The 22945-nt window shown below is 66.1% G+C and carries 15 protein-coding genes and 2 pseudogenes; 3 read left to right on the plus strand and 14 right to left on the minus strand.

Annotation, left to right across the window (positions count from 1 at the left end; translation table 11 throughout):
- Positions 1 to 117 precede the first annotated feature (117 nt).
- Positions 118 to 1149 carry an aldo/keto reductase gene (locus tag XARJCFBP2528_RS14355; RefSeq protein ID WP_016902331.1) on the plus strand — a complete coding sequence of 344 codons (1032 nt, stop codon included), beginning with the start codon at positions 118 to 120 and terminating at the stop codon, positions 1147 to 1149.
- 69 nt (positions 1150 to 1218) lie between these two features.
- On the opposite strand, the gene XARJCFBP2528_RS14360 is transcribed toward XARJCFBP2528_RS14355, so the two are convergent.
- The 10 genes and pseudogenes from XARJCFBP2528_RS14360 to XARJCFBP2528_RS14405 form a co-directional block, all read right to left on the minus strand.
- Positions 1219 to 1812 carry a hypothetical protein gene (locus XARJCFBP2528_RS14360; protein ID WP_016902332.1) on the minus strand — a complete coding sequence of 198 codons (594 nt, stop codon included), beginning with the start codon at positions 1810 to 1812 and terminating at the stop codon, positions 1219 to 1221.
- Position 1813: 1 nt separating this feature from the next.
- A complete protein-coding gene (locus XARJCFBP2528_RS14365) occupies positions 1814 to 3625 on the minus strand; it encodes a S8 family serine peptidase (RefSeq protein ID WP_374057762.1) in 1812 nt (603 codons plus the stop codon).
- 1 nt (position 3626) lies between these two features.
- Positions 3627 to 5375, minus strand: a complete 1749-nt coding sequence (locus XARJCFBP2528_RS14370; RefSeq protein ID WP_026064281.1) for a S8 family peptidase — start codon at positions 5373 to 5375, stop codon at positions 3627 to 3629.
- A 177-nt stretch (positions 5376 to 5552) separates the two neighbouring features.
- Complete coding sequence (locus XARJCFBP2528_RS14375) at positions 5553 to 6179, minus strand: hypothetical protein (protein ID WP_026064282.1); 627 nt, start codon at positions 6177 to 6179, stop codon at positions 5553 to 5555.
- Between the two features lies 1 nt (position 6180).
- Positions 6181 to 7950, minus strand: a complete 1770-nt coding sequence (locus tag XARJCFBP2528_RS14380; RefSeq protein ID WP_026064283.1) for a S8 family peptidase — start codon at positions 7948 to 7950, stop codon at positions 6181 to 6183.
- A 918-nt stretch (positions 7951 to 8868) separates the two neighbouring features.
- The gene (locus XARJCFBP2528_RS14385; RefSeq protein WP_026064284.1) at positions 8869 to 11244 is read right to left on the minus strand and encodes a TonB-dependent receptor; all 2376 of its coding nucleotides are present in this window, start codon (positions 11242 to 11244) and stop codon (positions 8869 to 8871) included.
- A 911-nt stretch (positions 11245 to 12155) separates the two neighbouring features.
- Positions 12156 to 12524 (minus strand): annotated as a pseudogene (locus tag XARJCFBP2528_RS22660) (DNA-binding protein); the annotation flags it as partial.
- Positions 12525 to 12860: 336 nt separating this feature from the next.
- A pseudogene (locus XARJCFBP2528_RS14395) lies at positions 12861 to 14084 on the minus strand (MFS transporter).
- Positions 14081 to 14509: a MarR family winged helix-turn-helix transcriptional regulator gene (locus XARJCFBP2528_RS14400; protein WP_016904809.1), complete on the minus strand. Its 429-nt coding sequence runs from the start codon at positions 14507 to 14509 to the stop codon at positions 14081 to 14083. The pseudogene XARJCFBP2528_RS14395 and the gene XARJCFBP2528_RS14400 overlap by 4 nt, the downstream one beginning before the upstream one ends.
- A gap of 406 nt (positions 14510 to 14915) precedes the next feature.
- Positions 14916 to 16982: a TonB-dependent receptor gene (locus XARJCFBP2528_RS14405; protein WP_016904808.1), complete on the minus strand. Its 2067-nt coding sequence runs from the start codon at positions 16980 to 16982 to the stop codon at positions 14916 to 14918.
- A gap of 163 nt (positions 16983 to 17145) precedes the next feature.
- On the opposite strand from XARJCFBP2528_RS14405, the gene XARJCFBP2528_RS14410 reads away from it, so the two are divergent.
- Positions 17146 to 17562: a MerC domain-containing protein gene (locus tag XARJCFBP2528_RS14410; protein WP_024939915.1), complete on the plus strand. Its 417-nt coding sequence runs from the start codon at positions 17146 to 17148 to the stop codon at positions 17560 to 17562.
- Positions 17563 to 17697: 135 nt separating this feature from the next.
- Positions 17698 to 17880: a 30S ribosomal protein THX gene (locus tag XARJCFBP2528_RS14415; RefSeq protein WP_016904806.1), complete on the plus strand. Its 183-nt coding sequence runs from the start codon at positions 17698 to 17700 to the stop codon at positions 17878 to 17880.
- A gap of 256 nt (positions 17881 to 18136) precedes the next feature.
- Here the strand turns inward: XARJCFBP2528_RS14415 and XARJCFBP2528_RS14420 are convergent, their stop codons facing one another.
- From XARJCFBP2528_RS14420 to XARJCFBP2528_RS14435, 4 genes are read right to left on the minus strand one after another with little or no spacing between them, the layout of a single operon-like run.
- Positions 18137 to 19480 (minus strand): chloride channel protein, encoded by a 1344-nt coding sequence (locus XARJCFBP2528_RS14420; protein ID WP_047124815.1) that lies wholly within the window; start codon positions 19478 to 19480, stop codon positions 18137 to 18139.
- Between the two features lie 39 nt (positions 19481 to 19519).
- A complete protein-coding gene (locus XARJCFBP2528_RS14425) occupies positions 19520 to 20803 on the minus strand; it encodes an alkaline phosphatase family protein (protein WP_016904576.1) in 1284 nt (427 codons plus the stop codon).
- A 36-nt stretch (positions 20804 to 20839) separates the two neighbouring features.
- Positions 20840 to 21382, minus strand: a complete 543-nt coding sequence (locus tag XARJCFBP2528_RS14430) for a methylated-DNA--[protein]-cysteine S-methyltransferase (RefSeq protein ID WP_016904575.1) — start codon at positions 21380 to 21382, stop codon at positions 20840 to 20842.
- Complete coding sequence (locus tag XARJCFBP2528_RS14435) at positions 21379 to 22842, minus strand: AlkA N-terminal domain-containing protein (RefSeq protein ID WP_016904574.1); 1464 nt, start codon at positions 22840 to 22842, stop codon at positions 21379 to 21381. Before XARJCFBP2528_RS14435 ends, XARJCFBP2528_RS14430 begins: the two co-directional genes overlap by 4 nt.
- Positions 22843 to 22945 lie beyond the last annotated feature (103 nt).

The following is a 22945-nucleotide window of genomic DNA, read 5'->3' on the forward strand; positions in this document are numbered from 1 at the left end:
CGGCAGCCCTGCGCTCTCGCGCGGGTGATCGGCAAGCGGAGCGTGGCGCCTGGCATCGCGCGTGGCCGGATCGACCGGCAGCGCGTGGATTTTCTTTCGGTTTCAAGGAGCATTGCGATGGAGACACGTTTTCTCGGCCGTTCCGGTTTCAAGGTGCCGGTGCTCGGTCTAGGGGCCGGTACCTTTGGCGGCAAGGGGCCGCTGTTTTCTGCATGGGGCGATACCGATGTCGCGCAGGCGCAGCGCATGATCGATCTGTGCCTGGAGGCGGGCCTGAACCTGTTCGACACCGCCGATGTGTATTCGGACGGCGCCTCTGAAGAGATTCTCGGCCAGGCGCTGCAGGGCCGCCGCGATCAGGTGATCCTCTCGACCAAGACCGGCCTGCGCCTGGGCGATGGGCCCAACGACGCCGGTGCCTCGCGCTTCCGTCTGTTGCGCGCGGTGGATGCCTCGTTGCGACGTCTGCGCACCGACTATATCGATCTGCTGCAGCTGCATGCCTTCGACGCGATGACGCCGATGGAAGAAACCCTGTCCACGCTCGATGCGCTGGTCCGCGCCGGCAAGGTGCGCTACCTGGGCGCGTCCAATTACGCCGGCTGGCAGCTGATGAAGTCGTTGGCGGTGGCCGATGCGCAGGGCTGGAGCCGCTTTGTCGCCAACCAGACCTATTACTCGCTGGCGGGGCGCGACTACGAATGGGAGCTGATGCCGTTGGGCATCGACCAGGGCGTGGGCGCGGTGGTGTGGAGTCCGCTGGGCTGGGGGCGTCTGACCGGCAAGCTGCGCCGCGGCCAGGCATTGCCCGAACACAGTCGCCTGCATGCCACCGCGGCCGCCGGGCCGGCGATCAGCGACGAGCGCCTGTTCGACATCGTCGATGTGCTAGACGCGATTGCCGAAGAGACCGGCCGCAGCGTGCCGCAGATCGCCATCAACTGGCTGCTGCAGCGGCCCACCGTGAGCACGGTGCTGATCGGCGCACGCGACGAAGCGCAGTTGCGCCAGAACCTGGGTGCGGTGGGCTGGTCGCTGACGGACGCGCAACGCGCGCGCCTGGATGCGGTGAGCGCGGTGGAGCCACCGTATCCTTACTACCCTTACTGGCGTGGGCACTTTGCCGAACGCAGCCCGCTGCCGGGGTGACGCGGGCTGCGCCATCGCGCCACGCTGCCTCCGGTTGGCAGCAGCGTGGCATCCCTCACTGTTGCCGCCTCACAACGGCCGTGCCGCGCGCGGAATCACCTCGGGCATGATCGCGCCCACGCCTTTGCTGCCTTGCAGCTGTTTGCAGTTATCCAGTGCGGTGGCCACCGAGTCGTAGCCGATCATCGCGCTGCCATCGATGGCCGAGGAATAGATCAGTGTGCCGCCGGTACGTGAGGCCAATCCAGCGGCGATGGCCGGCGTGGTATTGAACAGTTTGATCGAGGAGCCCAGCAGGATCAGTTGGCCGCTGCGCGTTTCGAGCGCTGCGGCCACGCGCGGGGCTTGCCCGGCCGGAACCACGGCGGCCGTGCGTGCGGCCGTGCCGGCATCGAGATAGATCGCGTAGCGGTCGAAGCGTGCAACCGGAGCGTCTGTGGTGGTTTGCGACGCCTGCGCCGCGCGTGCGGCGGTCGTTGCAGGCGCGCCGTCGGCCAGCCTGATCACTGCGCCGGGAATCAGCCGGAAGCTGCTGCGTCCCGCAGCGATGGTCGGCCCGGTCGCCGCAGCGTGCAGGCGTTTGCTGTCGACCAGCTGCGCCGACGCGGGAGCGCAGACGCCGGCTGCAACGACAACGAGCAGCGTCAGTAAGGATGTCTTCATGTCAGTGGCCCACCACGCGCATTTCGAATTCCTCCAGTTGCTCCTTGCCCTGGTCGGCGAGCATGTCGTCGACCTCCAGCGTCCAGCGCCCGGCCGAGGGTTCGTCCAGGAAGGCGTTGCTCGATGTCAGCCAGACCACGGTGCCGTCGGGGGCCTGATCGAGTGTGGAAAACGGCGTCATCACCGTGCTGCGCGTGCCGCTGGGCGACACCAGCACCACGCGCAGGTGACTTGGGTCCTTATGGGTGGCCGAGAAATACAGTTGCACGCCTTCCACCTTGAAGGATTGGGTGATGTTCAATGACAACCTGGCTGGTGCCGCGCCCCCCCCGATGGTGCTGCTGTTGCCTTCATACACTTTCCAGCTCGTGTCCTGCAGGGCAGGCAGCGAGGTGAAGTGCATTGCACGTTCCACAGCCGCGGCGGCGTCGACCAGCCCGAAGCCATACCAGTTGCTGAAAGGATGGCCCGCCGCATTGGTGACCCAACCCGGGTCGATCACGGTTCCGTTGTAGAGGGCCTTGGGTTGAGTTGGGTCGACCTGGGTCGCCGTGGTTGCCAGGATGTATTTGACATCTCGCAGGGTCAGCTGCGGATTGGCACCCAACATCAAGGCCGCCACGCCCGCCACGGTGGGCGATGCCGCCGAGGTGCCGTTCATGCGCGCGGTGTAGTTGCACGATGCGTCGATCTTGGAGCGGCTGCTGTCGAGCGCGTTCTGCATCTGGCGGGTGCGATCACGGTTGTTGCCCGCTGCACAGCCGCTGAGGTCGGTGGTGACGATTGCGGCTTTATAGAAGCGCCGCAGCGGCAGAAGGTTGGTGAGCCCATAAGAGGGCCGGGCCGTTTCCGGGTGCGGATCGAAGGCGCGCTGAAACCCATACTCGCCCCCCAGCCCGGAGACCCACAGTGCAGAGCCTGGAGATGAGTACGACGCCCGCACGCCATCGGCGTTGACGGCACCGGCCACGATCGTGGTGATCAGGTTGTTGAACTGGTCGGTGTTGGCCAGTGCGCAGCCGACACCGAGCTTGCGGGTCTGGTCTGCGCAGCGATCCACCGGATTGCCTTGTGCATCGTTCTCGATAAGGGCAAAGAAGTCATTGCCGGCAGCTTTGACATACACCCCGCCTTTCCCGCCGCGCTGCGCCTGCATCAGTCTTTCGAGCGACTGTTGTTCGTCGACTTCGGTGTAGGGATACACGCGCGACGAACCACCCCAACTGTTGTTGAACACCTCCATGGCGCGCCCTTCCGGCCCGTCGCCCCAGGCGTAGCGAATGTCGACGTACTGCTTGCTGCCATCCGGCTCTGCAATTGCATTGAAGCCTGCCAACCTGGCCTCCGGTGCAACGCCACGTCCGCCGATCCCGTTCCATCCGCGCTCGGCAATGATGCCCGCAACTGCGGTGCCGTGGTCGCTATCGATCTCGTTCGCCGGTGGTGTCGGGTCGTTGGAGCCGGTCAGGAAATTGCGCGAGCCGTTGGCGACGATATTGTCGACCAGGTCCGGGTGTGCGATCTCCAGGCCGTCATCGATCACCGCAACCTTGACGCCTGCGCCGCGGATGCCCAGCGCGTGCAGGATGTCCACGTCCAGGTCCACGCCGGGCAGCGGGCGTCCATCGCCGAACACTGGCTGGCCCTGATTGAGCAGATGCCATTGGTAGCGGAATAGCGGGTCGTCGCCTTGCCGTGTTGCGGCGTTGGCCGCTGCGCTGAACACATGGGCATCCCCGTGCTGGCTGGCATACGCCAGGCCGCATGCGGCAAAGCAGGCAAGTGACGTCGAAGTAAGCATCATGTATTTCATGTCAGTGCCCCAGGATGCGAAGCTTGAAGTCTTGCAGCGCCGCAGTAATCGTCGGCTCGGTCATGTCGGTCACTTCCAGCGTCCACACGCCTTGCGCCTTTTCGTCCAGGAAGGCATTGCTGGACGTCAGGTCGATATAGAAGCCGGTATTTGCGTACGCCGAAGCATCGAGCGCTGAAAAGGGCGTGAGCACATAGCTGCGTGTGCCGCTGGGAGATTCCAGGACCACGCGCAGATCGGTCGGGTTGCGATGCGATGTGGCAAGCGACAGTTGCACGCCTTCCACCTTCATTGCTTGCGTGATGCGGATGCGCCGCTTGGCCGGCCGCGCCGGTCCGCCAATCTGGCTTGGGGCGGCAGTGGACGCAATCCAGCGAGAGTCTCGCACTGGAGGAAGCGGCGTGAAGTCGCTAGCTTGGTAGACCGCCTCGGCACCATCGACCAGGCCGAATCCATACCAGTTGCTGAAGCGATGTCCGGCCGCATTGGTGATCCAGCCCGGATCGATCACGCTGCCCTGATATGTGGCGCGCGGTTGTTGTGGGTCGACCTGGCGCGCGGTGGTGGCCAGGATGTATTTCACGTCCCGGGCACTGAGGCCGGGATTGACGCCCAGCATGAGGGCGGCGACGCCGGACACGGTTGGCGCGGCGGCGGAGGTGCCGTTGAAGCGGGCCGTGTAGTTGCAGCGGGGGTCGATCTTCGAACTGCTGGTATCCAGCGCATTGGCCGGATCAAGACCGCGATCCTGGTTGTAGCCTGCCGAACAACTGCTCAGGTCGGTCGTCACCAGCGCGGGGCCATACGCAAAGGGCACTGCATCAGCGGGCAGGCGTTCGCCCGGGTCAGGGACGAAGGCGCGTTGCATTCCTATCAGCCCGCCAAGACCAGACACCCATAGCGCGGAACCGGGTGAAGAATACGCTGCGCGTTTGCCGCTGGCATCGACGCTTGCGACGGTGATGGTGTCAAACAGGTTGTTGAGTGGGTCCAGATTGGCCAGTCCGCAGCCGACCCCTGCCGCGCGGGCGCGCGGGCCACACAGATCGCGCATGTTCCCGTCCTGGTCCGGCATCTGCAGACTGAGGAAATCGTTACCCCCGATCTTGACGTAAACCGCTCCCAGTCCGCCGCGGGTCGAGCGCATCGATGCCGCCCATGACGCTTGCTCCTGTTGCGGAAAATCCAGGTAGAACGAGGCCGGCTGGCCCCAGCTGTTGTTGAAGATGTCGATGTTTCGACCTTCCGGCCCATCGCCCCAGGCATAGCGCACGCTGGCCAGGTTCCTGGACGAGTCGCGGGCGTCGAAATCGAACCCCGCAAGCCTGGCTTCGGGCGCCACGCCGCGGCCACCACGCCCGTTCCAGCCAACGGCCGCGACAATGCCCGCGACCGCAGTGCCATGAGACAGGAAAGGGTCGATGGGCGTCACGTCATGGGAGCCGGTCTCGAAGTTGTACGAGCCGTTCGGAATGATGTTGTCGGCCAGATCTTCATGACCCAGTTCCAATCCGTCATCCACCACGCCGACGCGGATGCCTTTGCCACGAATCCCGAGGGAATGCAGGACATCCACATCCATATCCACGCCCGCAACCGGGCGGATGTCGCCGATGACCTGCTGCCCCTGATTGGAGATGTGCCACTGATACCGCACCAGCGGATCGTCGGCGGCCGTACGCAAGGCGGTGGCCGGAGCGGCGGCCATCGCCGTGTACAGTGGGGCGCCGATCAGCAGCGCGCCAACCATGGCGTTGCGGTGATGCTTGCGAACACAGCTCATGCTGTTCTCCGATCTATGGTCGAATGCGTGGGAGCGAGCAAGGCAGCGATGGCAGGTACGCCTTCGCTCGATTGCCGCGCTGTCGATGGATGCGTCCGCGGAGCGGCCCGCCGCGCGCGCGCTCGACGGTCGCCCGGAGGTCTGCTACATCGGCTGTATGACCGACTGTTGCACCACCAGCGCCGCCTGCGTGCCGGGCGTGCTGGCGCGCAGACGGGTCAAGGCCTGCTGCGTCTGTTCGATCGACGGATAGGCGATCACTGCGCTGTTGTCGATCGTCGAGGCGTAGACGACGCGCCCGCCGGAGCTGCGTGCCAGTGCACTGACAGCGCTTGGCGTGGTGTCGGTCAGCTTCAGCTGCGGCTGGACCAGTACGACGCGTCCATTGCGTTCGTTCACCGCTGCGGCGATGGCGCGTTCTGCCGAGCCCGTGGATGTGGACGCAAGCCTGGACGCGCCACGTGCAGCGCTGGTTGACGGAAGTACGATGGCATAGGGGCCGATTCGTGCGGCAACCTTGCCATCGATTGCTGCTGCGCTGCTCGCGCGCACCTTGGCAGTAGATGCGGGAGCGGCGTTTGAGCGGTCGTTCGGCAGTGGGTCGGAGACCACGACGCCGGGCAGCATGCGATAGGTATCGTTTCCGGATTGGAATCGCTCGCCGGTGGCCGCTGCGCTGAGCGCCTGGGCGTCCAGGTACTGGCCGGCATGCGCCAACCCGCACGCGGTCAAGGAAGCAACAAGGACCGAAGTCAGGAGGATGCTTTTCATGTCAGTGCCCCAGGATGCGAAGTTTGAAATTCTGCAGCGCCGCGGTGGTTCGCGGCTCGGTCATGTCGGTGACTTCCAGCGTCCACACGCCTTGCGCCCGCTCGTCGAGAAAAGCGTTGGTGGAGGTGAGATCGATATAGAACCCGGTCTTCGCATACTCGGCCGGATCCAGCACCGAGAACGGGGTGACGACGTAGCTACGCGTTCCGCTGGGCGACTCCAGCACCACGCGCAGATTGGCCGGATTGCGGTGCGAGGTGGCCAATGACAGCTGCACGCCTTCCACCTTCATTGCCTGGGTGATGCGAATGCGTTGTTTGGCTGGTCGTGCAGGTCCACCGATCTGACTTGCAGCAGCGGTGGATGCAACCCATTGCGTGTCGCGGACCGTAGGCAGGGGCTTGAAATAGGTCGCCTCGTAGACGGCTGCGGCGCCGTCGGCCAGGCCGAAGCCATACCAGTTGCTGAAACGATGGCCGGCGGCATTGGTGATCCAGCCCGGGTCGAGCACGCTGCCCTGGTAGACCGCGCGCGGCTGCCAGGGATCGATCTGGCGCGCGGTCTTGGCCAGGATGTACTTGACATCGCGGGCGGTCAGGCCGGGGTTGGAGCTTAGAATCAGCGCTGCGACACCTGAGACGGTGGGCGCAGCGGCAGATGTGCCGTTCATCAACGCGCTGTAGTTGCAGGATGCGTCGATCCTGGAGGTGCTGCCGGCAAGCGCGTTTTCGACCGTCGCGCCATCCACATTGTCGCCAGCGCTGCAGCCGCTGAGATCGGTGGTGACGATGGCCGGATCGTAGACAAACGGTGCGGTCTCGGGGGAGGCGGTCTGTGCCGCGTTGGGAGAGAACCTGCGCTGGTATCCAAACTCTCCGCCCAGGCCGGAGATCCACAACGCCGAACCGGACGACGAGTAGGAGGCGCGCTTGCCGGTGGCGTCCACGCTGGCGACCACGATGGTGGCGGGAACATTGTTGAGTGGATCGACATTGGCGAGCACGCATCCGACATTCAAGGTGCGCGACAGTTCGCTGCAAGCATTGACGATGTTGCCCTCTGCATCGCGGATGCGAAAACGCCTGAAGCTGTTGCCGGCTGACTTGATGTAGATGCCACCCAGCCCGCCGCGTGTCGAACGCATCAACGCTTCCCAGGACTGACGCTCTTCCAACGGGAAGTCGGGGTAGCTGGCCTGGGTCGAACCCCAGCTGTTGTTGAAGATATCGATGGTGCGTGCTTCGGGACCATTGCCCCAGGAGTAACTGACTTCTGCGCCGCTGCCGGCCGAGTCGCTCCCCAGAAAATCGAAGCCGGCAAGCAAGGCTTCGGGCGCAACGCCGCGACCGCCACGGCCATTCCATCCAACCGCAGCGATGATGCCCGCGACCGAGGTGCCGTGACCGAAATCCGGGTCGGTCGGGGTGGGATCGTGCGACCCGTTGCCGAAATTGTGCGAGCCATTCGGGAGGATGTTGTCGCGCAGATCTTCGTGGCCGATCTCCAGGCCGTCGTCCACCACGCCGACGCGGACGCCACGGCCGCGAATGCCCAATGCATGCAGCAGATCCACATCCATATCGACCCCGGCCAGCGGACGGCTGTCGCCGATCACGGCCTGTCCCTGGTTGGAAAGGTGCCATTGGTAGCGCAGCAATGGATCGCTGCCCTGTGCGCTGGCCTTTGAGCCGGCGGTGGCGGTGGGAGCGGTCACTGGCGTGTCGGCCAGTGCCGAGAGTGGCACGCTTGTGATCAGTAGGGCAGCGATCAACAGCGCGAGAGGGCACCTGCGATAAGGGTTCATTCCGTTTGAGTCCAGTCAAGGGTAGGCACGATCGATACGACGCAGTTCCCCGTCCGGCCGATCAGGCGATCGGCCAGCGCAACTGCTTCAACAGAGTCAGGCCGTGCCTATCGAGCCCGAATCAGATGCGTCAGCAAGCGTAGAAAGTGAATCCATGCGGCTGCGGCCGCGGCGAGCAAAATCGATCAGGCAGCGCCGAACAGATGCGCTTGGCCGTGCCAGCACGCCGTCAACCTCAGGTGGAATTGAATCGTGCGTGCAGGAGAACCACGCGAAGAGGCAGCAACAGGGTGCATGTCCGTGTATCCCGAAAGAGCCAGTGATACGCATCGGTCCCACACGCGGGACGGATGCGGCCGGGTCATCAGTCGGCTCCCCCGTGCGCGTCCGCGCAGCCGACGCTGGCAATGCGAACGCACTGCCAGCGATCCGATTAGAGATGGCGCAATCCGCGCTCGCAACCCGAGCACCAGATCACCGGCGCGTGATCCGTTGCGCACTTCATGCAGGACATGCCGATTCACGCTCGCGATGCGACGTTTTTCGCACAGGATTGGCCGCGATCTATTGCGAGCTATCACTTTTTCATTGACAGAACGCATCGCGATGCGCGGATTTGCTTCGCATCCGGCGCGGAGCACCACGCGAATTGCGACGGTGCTGCGCCGGGGGCGCAGTCATGCGATGCCATACGATTCGGCACTGAGACGCTGTATGCGGGCGTGCGGGTGGCATCGCCTGTGCTGCACCAATAATCCGCATCGTTGAATGCACAGTGGCACAGCTGCTCCCGGTGAACACATGTGCTGTGGCAACAAAAAGGCGCCGATCCCACACGTGTCCAGGAATCGACGCCGTAATGCCTCGCTGTCTTGATCCTGCCACCTACCAGCGATACGCCACCGACATCTGGTACTGCCGTCCGGCGATCGGCCGGCCCATGAACACGCCGCCCGTCGCTGCCCCCGGTACACGCACATTGCCTTCGGTCAGGCCCAGCGTGTCGGTGACGTTGCTGCCGCTGGCGGTTACTTCCCAGTGCTCGCCCACATGCAGGTTGGCGCCGATGTCGAGCATGTCGTAGGACGGCAGCCGCTGGCTGTTGGCCAGGTCCGCAAAGCGATCGCCGATGTAGGAGTAGGTGGCAAACACCTTGAGGTCGCCGAACGGCAGCATCCAGTAATAGCTGGGCGTGACGCGGAACTGGCGCTTGGGCTGGCGCATCACCTGGTTGCCGGTGAACTCGCGGTAGTTGCGGTACTTCGCATCCAGCCACACCCCGGTGCCGGCCAGCTCGAAGCCGCCGAACGGGCGGATGGCGCCTTCCACTTCCAGCCCGCGCGCACGCGAGTCGCCAACGGTGGTGAAGTTGGCGCCATTGGCCAGAAACGCCTGGAACGGCGAGTTCTTGAAGGTGTTGTAGAACGCGGTCAGGTACAGGTCGTAGCTACTGGCACCGGACTTGAGCCCGAGTTCGTACTGATCCACTTCCTGCACGCGATTCTGGCCATCGCGCAGATTGTCGAAGCCTGGGAACTTCACCCCCGAGTTGACCCGCGCGAACAGGCTGTTGTGGGTGTCGAGCGTGAAGTTCAGCCCCGCCGTCCAGGAGAACGCCTCATCGTCCTGGTCGATGCGGCGCGTGCTGGCCAGCGCCAGCGAGGTGGCGTTGTCGTACAGCGTAGCCGGGTTGCCGTCCAGATCGACGGTGGCAGTGTTATGCACGTCGCCGGTGACGCTCTGGCGCTCGTAGCGGGCGCCCAGGTCCAGGCGCAGCCGCGCGTTGAGCTCCCATTCGTCGGCGACGAAGGCGGCGATGTTCTCGCCATCGTAGTTGGCGCGCAGATTGAAGAACGCGGTACTGGTGAAACCCTGGCGCGTGGCCTGCTGGCCGTTGTCCAGCGCCAGATCGATCCGGCGCGCGTTGTTCTGCGCGGTGAGCAGCATGGTGTTGCCCAGGTACCAGGTGTCGGCCGAGGAGTACTTGGCGTAGTACGCACCCACGGTGAGCGTGTTGCCAGTAAACAATTCGCGGCTCAGGCGCAGGTCGTTGGTGACCGAATTCAGTCGCTTGTCCACCGACCACCAGCCGGCTTCCAGCACTTGCTGATTCGGATCGACCACGCCGCCGCCATTGGTGAAGCTACCGCTGCCGGTAGTGCCGTAACTGGCGATGAAATCGCTCAATCGCACTGGCGCATCGCCGGTGAACAACGCATAGGTCGGCGCGCTGCCGCTCATCACGTTGAAGCGGTCGGCAATGGTCCAGTCGCCGGTCTCCCAGTTCAGTTCGCCGCCGAATACATCGATGTTGACGCCGCGGCCGTCGGCCAGATCGCGGCGGATGGTCTGTCCATCCGGCCCGACCAGCAGGTCGACATTGCGCAAGTCGCGGCCGAGCAGGGTGCCGGTCTGCGCATTCAAACCGGGGAAGCTGGACAGGTCGTTGCCGTTGTTGCGCGACAGCAGCGGAATGGCGGTATAGAAGGCATTGTTGTCGTCGGTATGCCGCGCGTAGAACGACAGCTCGCCACTGTCCCAGCGCTTGCTCAAGGTGGCGCTGAACTGGCCACCCTTGTCGGCGGAAAACTGCGGGTCGCGCACGCCGTCGGTTTCGCGAAAGAAACCGCCCACGCTGTAGTACCAGCCATTGCCCATCGGCCCGCTGTTGAAGACGTCGATGCGGCGCAGCGCGTTGTTGCCGCCGGTCAGGCGTACGCTGCCTTCGGGCTCGTCCTGGCCTTTTTTCTGGATGAAGTTGACCGTCAGACCCGGCTGGCCGTTGGAGAAGATCGGGCTGGAGCCGCCACGCAACACCTCCATGCGCTCGACCGTGTCGTCGACGCGGAACAGCGTGGAATTTTCCAGGAACGACAGGGTCGGCGGTGGAAACAGCGGCGAGCCATCCAGTTGCATGGTCACGAACGGCGCATCGCCTTCGGATGGCATGCCGCGCACGAAGATATTGGCGCCGGTGCCGCCGCCGCTGGGCTCGGCCCATACGCCGGGCACGATCTTCAGCAGATCCGCAGTGCTCTGCGGCACGGCCTGCTGGATCTGCTCCGGGCTGGCGGTGGTGATCGAGAAGCTGGCATCGCGCTTGGCCAGGCCCTTGAAGCGCGCGGTGCCGCTGACGATCACCGCATCCAGCGTGGTGGCCTCGCTGCGCGGCTCGGCGGTGGACGTCTGCGCATGCGCGGCAGGCGCAAGCAGGACGCCGATGGCAAGGGACAGGGCATAGCGGGGCATTGATGCGGTCATGAAAGCTCTCCTGGGATGACGTCGCAGCTGGCGGCAATGCGCGCACGCGTGCACGCATTGCCAAAGGGTGACCGGCAGCACGTCACAGTGGCCGGTCGCGCAACGCAGCGACACACGTCGCGCTGTTGTTCTAACGGAGTTGCCGGCAAAAGCTGTTGTGGGGTTCAGCCGACATACGTGTAAAAATGACTCGTAGAATCCGATTTCTTTTGTGAAAACATGAAGTTGCCAGATAAAACGGCGCTTACATCGGCTCATCCACCACCTCGTCCCTTTCGAGGTTCGGCACGCTGCAACTGTCTTGCGGCGAGCTGTTTGGCTTAAATCACGCCGCCCCCTGGCGGCGCGGCTTGTTACCAACACGAAGTGCGCCCAGTTACAGCGCCTGCGCTGCGCAGGACGAACTGTAACTGACAGGCCGCACACCCATGCCTGGCGCTCCAACGGGGCGGTATGCCGTGGACTCGCAAAGCCTGCCGTCAAAGTGTCGGCCCCCACGGTTGGCTCCTCAGGTTTGGTGTTGAGATATCGGTCTCCTTTAGATGAAACCGCTCCAGACGCTTTACGAACTGGCGGCTCTCGTCCTTCGAGGCCACCCGCAGAAAATCTATTGCGCGCTGTAGATAGACAAGCCGCTTCTGCTCCAGTGAGGTGCTTAATCGTCGAGGTTCAATATGCGATGACAGCGGTGATTCGGATGGCGCGGCCTGCTCTGTAGTGTGGGTTGCATAATGCTCAGGTGACCCTGCCACGCTCGGCTTTGAATTGCATAGACCCATGTCGATCTCCTGCAGTGACTGTAGAAGCAAGTTTGGCGGGAGAGCGCTTCGCTTCGCTTCGCCTCACCGAAGTCGTGGCTGGGACGACGAAAGGCATACGGGATGACCGGTGCCTTTCCCCAAAACGGCTGATCATCTGCCTGCTAGCGTTGCACCGGCTGCGATGGCGTTTTCGGGTTCGCCAACGGGGCGCGGTGGCCGCAGCTGCTCCAAGAGCTGTTCCAGCGTGCTCGGACGTACCGTGGCCCGCAAGGTGTCCGCCTCGGCGTGTTCCCGGCGCTGGCGCTCTTCGACCAGATCGGTCCGCGCCGCAGCGAGTTCGGCGCGCAAACCTTCCAGCGCTTGGACATCTATGGTCAATCGCGCCTGCAGGCCTTGGTGCTCGGCGGCTGTCAGGCGCAGCGCGTCACGCTCGCGCTGCTGGGCGTCGGCCCGCTGGCGTGTCTGCGTCAGTTCCAGTATGAGACTGAACTGGCTTAGTCGTGTAGTTTTGTTGCGCCAAAATATCAGCTAACTCACGGATGTAATGGATGAAATCCGATCTTGTGAGCTATTTTTACACGTATGTCGGCTGAACCCCTTGTGCGCTGCGGCACTCGGCGCAGGCGATATGCTCGCCATCGATCAATGCGGTAAGGCGCCAGACAGCGCGTGCGCAGTGCACGCGTGTCGCTATCGGACCGCGTGTGGGTCATTTCAACGCGCACCGCAGCGGCAGCCAATGCGATCCATCGCGGCGGCACGATAACCCTTGCGCATGCGCTGCCAGGCACCGTGCAATGGCGCAGCGATGTCGCTGCACGCAAGCCGATAGGCAGGCGCGCGCTTGCGCCTGCTTTACGCTGCTGCGCGTACCGGCGCGGCTTCGCGGATCGGCAGGTTGATCAGTGCGGCGATGACTGCCAGCAGCATGTCGGCGTACCACATCCAGCTGTAATCGCCGAAGCGCTCCAGCGCCAGCCCGCCCAGCCACGCCCCGAAGAAGCCGCCGATCTGGTGCGACAACAAGGTCAGGCCGAACAAGGTGCCCAGGTAGCGCGGACCGAACAGTTTGCCGATCAAGCCTGCCGTCGGCGGCACCGTGCCCAGCCGGGTAAAGCCCAGTGCCGCGGCGAACAGGTAGAAGGTCAGCGGCGTCGGCGGCGCGATCAGGTACAAGCCGATCAGCACCGCGCGGCTGGCATACAAGGCGCACAGCAGCCACTTCATGCGGATGCGTTCGCCGAGCTTGCCGGCGACCAGGCTGCCGGCCACGTTGAACAGGCCGATCAACGCGATCGACACCGCCGACACGCTGGCGGGCAGGCTGCAGAGCGCGATCTCGCCGGGCAGGTGCGTGACCAGAAACGCGATATGCACCCCGCAAGTGAAAAAGCCCAGATGCAGGCACCAGTAACTGCGATCGCGCATGGCAACCTGCAGTTGCGCACGCAGGCCGATGTCGTCGCCTGCGATCGAGCTCTGCGTGCCCGGCGGCGTCGATCTGCGTCGCAGCGGCCAGGCCAGCGGCAAGGTCAGCAGGGAGATCATCGCCAGCCCAGTCATCGCCCTGGCCCAGCCGGCGGCGCCGATCATCAGCTGCACCACTGGCGCAAACACGAACTGGCCGAGCGAGCCGCCGGCATTGATCAGCCCGGCCGCGAACGAACGCCGCTCCGGCGCCAGACGGCCGGCAGTGGCGCCGATCAGCGCCGAAAAACTGCCGGCGCCCGCACCGGCGGCAGCCAGGATGCCCAGCTAGACGATCAGGCCCCACTCGCTGGCCAGCCACGGGCTCAGACCCAGACCCAGCGACAACAGCACGCCGCCGAACAGCAGCACCGGCAATGGCCCGCGCGCATCGGCGATCGCGCCGAATACCGGCTGCACCGCGCCCCAGACCAGTTGCCCCACCGCCAGCGCGAAGCTGATCGACGCGATGCCGATCCCGGTCTGGCGATGGATCGGCTCCACGAACAGGCCGGTGGTCTGGCGTGCGCCCATCGTCAGCATCAGCATGGCCGAGGCGGTGAGCAGCAATCCCCACTGCGCGCCGGTGCGGGCGCTCGCAGAGGTGTTCATGCCGCTGCCTCCGCGTCCAGGGCCGCATCCAGTTGCATCAGGGTGACGTGCAACTGCGCGGTGGAGGCGCTGCCGAACAGCGTTTCCAGCTGCGTCTGTGCGCGTTGCCAATGCGGCAAGGCGCGCACCAGCAGCCCGCGCCCACTGCGGCTCAGTACCACCACTTTCTGGCGCGCATCCTCGCCGCGACGTGCCTGCACCCAGCCCGCCGCCAGCAGCGGCTTGAGATTGCGGGTCAGCGTGGTGCGATCCATGCCCAGCGAGTGCGCCAACGCGCCCAACGGCTGTGCGCTGACCAGCCGGCGCAGGATCGAGTACTCGTTGAGGCTCAGGCCCACCTGCGCCAGGGCATGGTCGTACAGCTGCGAGGTGCGCCGTGCGGCGCGGCGCAGCTGGAAGCAGGTGCAGGGGCTGGTCCCGGACATGGCGATGCTCCACGAGGATGCTCGCACTTTGCGTGCATATGCACCTATTGGCAAGCGCATGGCGAACGTGGGTCGCCTGTTCGTCGAAGCAGGATCGATTGAGTCTGCGCGGCAAGACCGCCCGACCCGCGCCGATGACGGCACGGGTACATGCGCTGGTGCGTACCGGCAGCCTTGCTATCGGCCGGCGTCGGCAAGCGGCCTCGGTGTGATCGGTCAGCGGGGCGTCGAGCCAGCCAGTGCAATGCATTGCATCGGCTCGTTACAGGGAGCGATGTGGAGCAGAACCACCATTTCCATGCGAATGCGCGCAGCAGTGCAGAACGCCGAGACCGGCAGCCCGCCGCCGGACATGACGAGGCCGCCCGGAGGCGGCCTCGCTTATGACGGCGGGAGAGAGGTACCGTCAGAAGAACAGGCGCACGCCGAACGAGGCGCTGCGGCCGGGAAGCATCACGTCGTCCTTGAGGAAGGAGGTGTGCACGCGTGCGTCCTGGTTGGTCAGGTTGTTGCCGTCCAGGAACACTTCCCACGCGTTGCTGCCACGGTCCACGTGGTAGGCCAGATGCGCATCGACGAAGGTATAGCCGTCGGTCGGGGTTTCGTTCACCGCCACCTTGTCCTGCTTCATGGTGCGGGTGGCGCCGAGCGAGGCGCGCCATGCATCGGCGTTCCAGCGCATCTGCGCGCCGACGCGGCCCGGGGCGATGCGCGGCAGGTTGCCGCCATCCTTCAGGCGCGCACGGACGGTGTCGCCGAACACGCGCAGATCCCACGCGCCGGTGTCGTTGTCGGCCAGATGGAAGGTGGCCTCGCCCTCGAAACCGTGGAAGACCGCATCGTTCTGCGTCCACTGGCGGATCGGCAGGAAGTCGTTGTCTTCTTCGTTGAACCATTGGCCGCCGGTATCGACGATGTAGACGAAGTCGTTGTAGCGGTTGTAGTACGCGGCGATCTTGGCATCCACCCATGTATTCTGGAAGTTCAGGCCCAGCTCGGCCTGGTTGGCCTTTTCGGTCTTCAGATCCGCATCGCCGATTTCGTAGGCGAGGGTGGCGATGTGCGGGCCGTTGGCGAACAGCTCTTCCTCGGCCGGTGCGCGTTCGGCGTGGTCGAGGTTGGCGGTCAGGCGCCACTGTTCGTTGAAACGGAAGCCGCCGCTGGCCGAGAAGCTGGTCGGGGTGAAGTCGCGGTCCACGCCGATGTCGGTGCGGTACTTGACCTTGTCCACGCGCGCGCCGACTTCGGCGGTGACGCGCTCCCAGCTGTTGCGCGCGACGCCGAACACGCCGAGCGAGCGGGTGTCGGTCTTGGGCACGAAGGATTCCTCGCCGATCGCCTGGAAGGTGGTGTCGCTGCCCTGCAGGCCGAACGCGGTCTGCCAGCCGCCGCCGAAGGTGAAGGAGGCTTCCACGCGGCCTTCGTTGGCGCGCTTGGTGAACACGGTGCCGACTTCGGCGCCTTCGAATTCGGTGTGCGCGTAATCGGTGTGGCCGAAGCTGTAGCGCAGCGCGCTGCCTTCGCCCCAGGGATCGGTCAGCCCGCCCTTGAGGTCGTAGCGGTCTTGCTGCAGCTTCAACGACACACCGCGCTCGCCGATCGTCGGGTCGCCCGGCTCGCCGGGGTTGCCGTAGTTGTCGCGGAAGCGCGAGGCCGACAGGCCGACGAAACCCCAGTCGCCGGACAGCGAGGCGCCGACCGAGCCGACCTTGGAGTCGATCCAGCTGTTGAGCTGGCGCCCCTGCGGGGTGTCGTAATCGTTCTGGTTGCGGTACACGCCGTCGGCATGGATCGACAGGCCGCTGCCATTGCCGGCATCGACGCGGAACATGTCGGTGTTGCCGTCCTTGTCGCCGCCGTCGAAGCGCACTTCGGCGCGGCCGCTGAAACCGTCCACCGGGGTTTCGGCAATGCGCCCGTCGACCACGTTGACCACGCCGCCGATCGCGCCGGAGCCGTACAGCAGCGTGGACGGGCCCTTGAGCACCTCGATCTGGTTGGCCAGGAACGGCTCGATCGCCGGCGAGTGGTCCTGGCTGACCGTGGACACGTCCTGGGTCGACAGGCCATCGCGCAGCACCGCCACGCGCGGGCCGTCCAGGCCACGGATGATCGGCCGGCCGACGCCGGGGCCGAAGTTGGAACTCTGCACGCCGGGCAGGCTGGCCACGGTCTCGCCCAGGCTGGAGCTGCGCACCTCGTCCAGACGCTCGCCGGCCAGCACCTCGACCGGGCGGCTCAACTCGCCGGCCGCATCGCGCAGCGGGCTGGCGGTGACCACGACCTTGTCCAGGTCCTTGATATGGCGACCACTGGAAGCGGTGGCGTCGTGGCGCGTGTCCGAGCTGGGCGGGGTCTGCGGGTCGGCAGCTGCCGGTGCGTCCTCGGCCAGGGCCAGGGCGGGCGTCAGCAGGCTGGTCAGCGCCAGCGAGAGCGTGGAGCGGCGGAACGAGGAAGCGAGGCGAGGGTGCATGGCGGGCCGGACTCTGTGATTGTTACTGTATATCAATGATAAGGCGCAGCTTGGCTGCTGTGCCGACGGCAGGACCCGCTCACCTGCGCGATGCAGCGGTGCGGGTCTGGAACAAGGAAGATGTTATATTATTCCACGTCGCCGCGAGCCCCTGCTGGAAGTCATGCCTCTACCGTCCCTTCGCCATGTGCTCGACCGCTTCGGTGCGACCGGTTCGCTGCTGTGTGCCGTGCATTGCGCGGTACTGCCGCTGGTACTGGCCCTGGCCCCGTCGTTGGGCCTGTCGTTCTGGCTGGGCGATGGGGTCGAACTGGCCATCGTGGTGTTCGTGACGCTGCTGGGGCTGTTCAGCCTGGTGCTGGGCTATCGCCGCCACAAGGCGCTGCACGCGCTGGCACTGTTGCTGCCGGGCTTGTTGCTGCTGTGGGCCGGCCTGCTCTACGACCCCTTGCACCACGCGGTGGTGCCGCATGCGGTGGTGATGACGCTCGGTGGCGCGCTGGTCGGCATCGCCCACCTGGTCAATCTGCGTCTGAACCACGGGCACGCCCACGTCCACGACGCCAGCTGCGCGCACTAGCCCGGGCTGCGCGGGCAGGGCCTACGTGGTAGGCTTGCCGGCCTTGCGCGAGGGCGCCGCCGGCGTAAACCTCGCCAGACCCGTGTTCAGCGCGGGGATTTTGTATTCAGTATTCACATTCAGGAGTCGACGAACATGGGTAAGGGTGACCGCAAGACCGCCAAGGGCAAGCGCTACAATTCCAGCTACGGCAATTCGCGTTCGCACGCGGTGAGCAAGGTTGTCGTGGGTGCAGCTGCCCCGGTTGCCAAGAAGGGCGTGGTCAAGGCTCCGGCCAAGAAGGCTGTGGCCAAGAAGACCGTTGCCAAGGCCGGCTGATCCTTAGCCCGCTTCGCGACACCAGAACGCGGCGCTTGCGCCGCGTTTTTTTATGTCCGGCATCGGCGCAGACGCGCGCTGCAGCGCTTGCCCGAGCGGTCATGCCGCTACCGGCTCGCGTCGAAGCGGCGACGCGCGCGCCGCTGGCGTCGGTTCGCGCATGGCACGGCAGCGCCGGCCGCAGTGCGCGGCGGTCACGGCCGGCAGCTGCACACTGCGGTCGGTCGGCCCTGCGCCGCTCTCCCGCCAGGGATGTTCAGTGCGTCGTCGCCGTAGCCGGCGAGGTGCGGGACGGCGTCGGCGCCAGCAACTGTTCGGCCAGGCCGCGATAGATCGGCGTCTTGCACACCAGCCCGGACATTGCGCGCGCGATCAGCACGGTGGCCAGGATCGGCAACAGCATCTGGCTGGTGTCGGTCAGTTCCAGCGAGATCACCGCCGAGGTCAACGGCGCCTGGGTCACGCCGGTCAGATACGCGCACATGCCCAGCAGCACAAAGGTGCGCGGGTCCACGCCCGGCATCAGCACCGACAGGTTGTGGCCGATGCCGGCGCCCACCGCCAGCGCCGGCGAGAACAGCCCGCCCGGAATGCCGGCCAGGTAGGAGACCAGATTGGCCAGCAGCTTCATCAGCCCGAATTCGTGGCCGACCACTGCATGGCCCTGCACCAGGCTGCGCGCCTGCTCGTAGCCGGTGCCGAACGCGCCTTGCCCGAACACCAGTGCCAGGCCGACCAAGGCCACCCCGCACAGCGCGGCCAGCAGCACCGGATGGCGCTGGCGCAACGTTGCCAGCCAGCGCGGTTTGCCGCTGACGCTGGCCAGCACCAGGCGCGCGAAGATGCCGCCGAGCAGGCCGGCCACGCTGCCGCATAGCGCGATCGCCAGCCAGGCCTGGCCCAGCGGCAGGGCCACCGCCACCTTGCCGAAGTAGGTGTAGTTGCCCAACAGGCCCAGCGACACCACGCCACCGACGATCACCGCGGTCAGCAAGGTGCCGGAGAAGCGGTGCTCGAAGCGCCCGCTCAATTCCTCGATCGCAAACACCACCCCGGCCAGCGGCGTGTTGAACGCCGCGGCGATACCGGCCGCGCCGCCGGCGAGCAGAAAATGCGAGAGCTCGCGCGGATCGTGAAACCCGAACCAGCGCCCGAACACATGCATCAGGCTGGCGCCGACATGCACGGTGGGGCCTTCGCGTCCGACCGAGGCGCCGCCGAGCAGCGACAGGGTGGTCAGGGCAAGCTTGCCGATCGACACGCGCAGCGACAGATTGGTCTGGCGAAATGCGGCGTCGTCATGTTCCAGCGCCGCGATGACCTGCGGGATGCCGCTGCCACGCGTGGGCCGCATCGCGCCGGAGGTGAGCCAGGCCAGCAGGGCGAAGATGCCCGGCGTCAGCAGCAGTGCCCACCAGATCGAATGCGCGGTGATGCGCTGGAACAACTGGAAGGCGGCGTCGCTGGCCTTGGCGAACACGATCGCCACCAGTGCTACTGCAATTGCGCCACCCCACAGTGCGGCGCGACGACGCCAGCCTTGGCTGGACAACAACGGCCGCAGCCGAAGCCGGCGCGGCGAGGGATCAGAAGCAGACATGGCGCCATTGTCGCATCCGCACAGCGCGGCCGCGACGCGTCACTCAGCGGCCGGCGGCACGCGCAGGGCCGGCAGCAGCGTGGCGGGATTTCCATCATTGGGCGCGGCAGGAATGCCCAGCAGCCGGGTCATCAGCGCATACACATCGACGTTGTCGAAACCCGGCAAGCGCTTGCCCTGCGCCAGATCCGGGCCCTGCGCCAGGAACACCGCACGCATAGACGGCAGCGCCGGATCGAAGCCGTGCGAGCCGCGCATCTGATCGCGCGGGCGCTTGGCCAGCTTGTCCGGTAACAGTGCATCCCAGCCTTCGTGCATCTGGCACACGATCGGCGGAATGCGCGGATGCGTGCCGTAGTGCCAGCGTGCCGGCAGCTCCGTCTTGCGCCAGCAGTCGTACTGCGCATGCGCACCGAGCAGGCCGGCTTCGGCGCGGGCCTGCTGTCCCGGCAATGGCGCAAAGCCGATCACCTGCCCGTCGGTCACGGCAGTGGCGATGTCCGGGCGTGCCATGTCTTCCACGCTGATCGCATGCCCGGGCGCCACCTCGGCCATGCCGTGGTCGGAGACCACGACGATATTGGTGCGCTCGCGCGTGCCGTCGCGCTGCATGCCGGCCAGCAGCCGGCCGATCGCGCCATCCACCGCACGCACGTTGTCGGCGTATTCGCGCGACTCCGGGCCGTGGTCGTGGCCGGCTTCGTCCACGTGTTCGAAATACAGCGTGACCAGGCGGTTGCGGTCGGCCCCGGAGGCGGCCAGCCAGCTCCGCACTTCGTCCACGCGCGTGTCCAGGCTGGTGCCTTCTTCGTAATGGCGCCAACGCGTGGGGCGCACGCCGCCGATCGCCGCCTCGCTGCCTGGCCACGACCAGGTTGCGGCATGCAGGCCGTGGGTTTCCGCACCCACCCACAGCGGCTCGCCACCCCACCAGCGCGCATCGCCGACCGCATCCTGCTTGCTCAGCCAGAAGCCGCCCAGCGTCGCATCGCGCATGCTGTTGTGCACGATGCCGTGGTGGTCCGGGCGCAGGCCGGTGACCAGCGTGTAGTGATTGGGAAAGGTCAGCGACGGGTACGACGGCGTCATCCAGCGCGCACGTACGCCGTCGTGTGCCAGTTGCGACAGATTCGGTGTGATGCCGCGATCGAGCATGTCCGCGCGCAGCCCGTCGATGGAGATCAGCAGCACGCTGTGCGGTAAATCGGTGTGCGGTGCGCCTGCCGGGGCGGGCGCTGGCGTACTGCGCAAAGGAGCGTGAGAACTGCAGGCCGCGAGCAGTGCGAGCGCGGTCGCGGTGAACACAAAACGTCGATCGATCATCGCGCCAGTTTACGGCCTGGCAATGACGTCGCGAAGTCAGCGCGTGCCGGCGGCGGATGCGGCGAACAGATCGTCGGCCGCTGCGCCCTGACGCGGCGACCAGCCTTCCAGCTGCAACAAGGCCTGCTTGGTCGGCAGGCCGCCGCCGAAGCCGGTCAGCGCACCGTTGGCGCCGATCACGCGGTGGCAGGGCAGCACGATCGGCAATGGATTGCGCCCATTGGCAGCGCCGACCGCACGGCTGGCGGCCGGGCGTCCCACCGCATGCGCGAGTTGCGCATAGCTCCAGGTCTGCCCGAACGGAATCTGCGCCAGCGTATGCCAGACCTGCAGCTGAAACGGCGTGCCGGTCGGGGCCAGTGGCAGGTCGAAGCTGCGCCGCCCGCCATACAGATAGTCGAGCAATTGCTCGCGCGCCTCGCGCACCAACGGCGCATCGGGGTCGTGCTGCCAACGCGCGCGGCCGACCGCGTCGTAGCGGTTCTGCGCGAACAGGATGTGGTGCACGCCGGCAGCATCGGCGGCCACGCTGAGCGCGCCGATCGGCGAGGGAAAGGTGTCGTAATACAACGTGCTCATGAGCGGGTGTCCTTGCGATCGACAGCGAGATGCCACAGGTGCAATACGGCGTAGGCGCGCCACGGCCGCCAGGCCTGCGAGCGCGCTTCGGTGGCGCGCTCGCTCAGGCGCTCGGGCGTGCCGAGCACCTGCTGCAGGATCAGGTCGCCGGCCGGAAACGCGTCCGGATGCGACAGCGCACGCATGGCGACGTAATGCGCGGTCCACGGCCCGATGCCGGGCAATGCAGTGCAGGCGGCGACGAACTCGGACAGGCGCTGGCCGGCGCCGAAATGCAGCCGCCCTTGCGCGCAGGCCGAGGCCAATGCACGCAGCGTGGCCGCGCGCGCGCGCGGCAGGCCGAGTTGTTCCAGCGGCGCCTCGGCCAGCTGTGCCGGAGTCGGAAAGATGCGGTCCAGGCCGGGCGGCATCTCCACATGATGGCCGCCATGTCGATCGACCAGCCGCGCCGCCAGCGTTGCCGCGCCGGCGACGCTGATCTGCTGGCCCAGCACGGCGCGCACGGCCACTTCAAAGCCGTCCCAGCCACCCGGCACGCGCAGCCCGGGGCGGCGCGCGATCGCCTCGGCCAGCAGCGGCTCGGCCGCCAGCGTGGCATGCACCGCCTGCAGGTCCGCATCCAGATCGAACAGGCGGCGCACCCGCCGCACGATCTGCGGAATCTGCCGCGGGTCGGTCGCGCCGATGCGCAGCAACAACTCCGCACGCTGCGGTGCCGCGCTGACCTCGATCAGCGTTGCGTTGCCCGGTGTGCCGATCACGCGCCGGTAGCCGCTGGCGTCGACCTGCTCGATGCCGGGAATCGCGCGCCGCTGTAGGAATGCCAGCATCGCCGGCAGATCCAGCGGCGGGCGATAGCCCAGGCGCAGGGTCAACTCGCCACCGGGCACCTCGGCACGCTGCTTGCGCAGCGCCGATGGCGGCATCCCGCAGCCTTCCAGGAATGCGGCATTGAAGCGACGCAGGCTGTTGAAGCCGGCCGCCAGCGCGACCTCGGTGACCGGCAATGCGGTCTCGGTCAGCAGTTGCTTGGCCAGCAGCAGCCGGCGCGTGCCGTGCACCTGGATCGGGGTGGCACCGAGCTGCTGCACGAACTGCCGCTGCAGCTGGCGTGCGCTCAGGCCCACTGCGTCGGCCAGGGTCTGCACCGGCTGCTCCTGCAGGGCACCGTCGGCAATCATCGCCAGTGCGCGTTGCACGCTCTCTTCGCCCAGATGCTGCTGCGCCTGCGGCGACAGCTCGGGGCGGCAGCGCAGGCAGGGCCGGTAGCCGGCGGCACTGGCTGCCGCCGCGCTGGGGTAATAGCTGATGTTGCCCGGCTTGGGCGGCGGCGCCGGACAGACCGGGCGGCAGTAGATGCCGGTGCTGCGCACCGCGGTGAAGAACAAGCCATCGAAGCGTGCATCGCGCGCCAGGCGGGCGCGGTCGCATTGGAGTCGGTCGGGCGTGGCGGTCTGCATGGCGCCAGTCTATGCGCTCGCCCCGGCCCCGGCTGGCCGTTTTCGGACAGGGTTGCACCGGGCCGCTGCGTTCATGGCAGGGTCAAACGCTTCGCCCATTCAG

This window comes from Xanthomonas arboricola pv. juglandis, from assembly GCF_001013475.1.
GTDB classification, from domain to species: Bacteria; Pseudomonadota; Gammaproteobacteria; order Xanthomonadales; family Xanthomonadaceae; genus Xanthomonas; species Xanthomonas arboricola.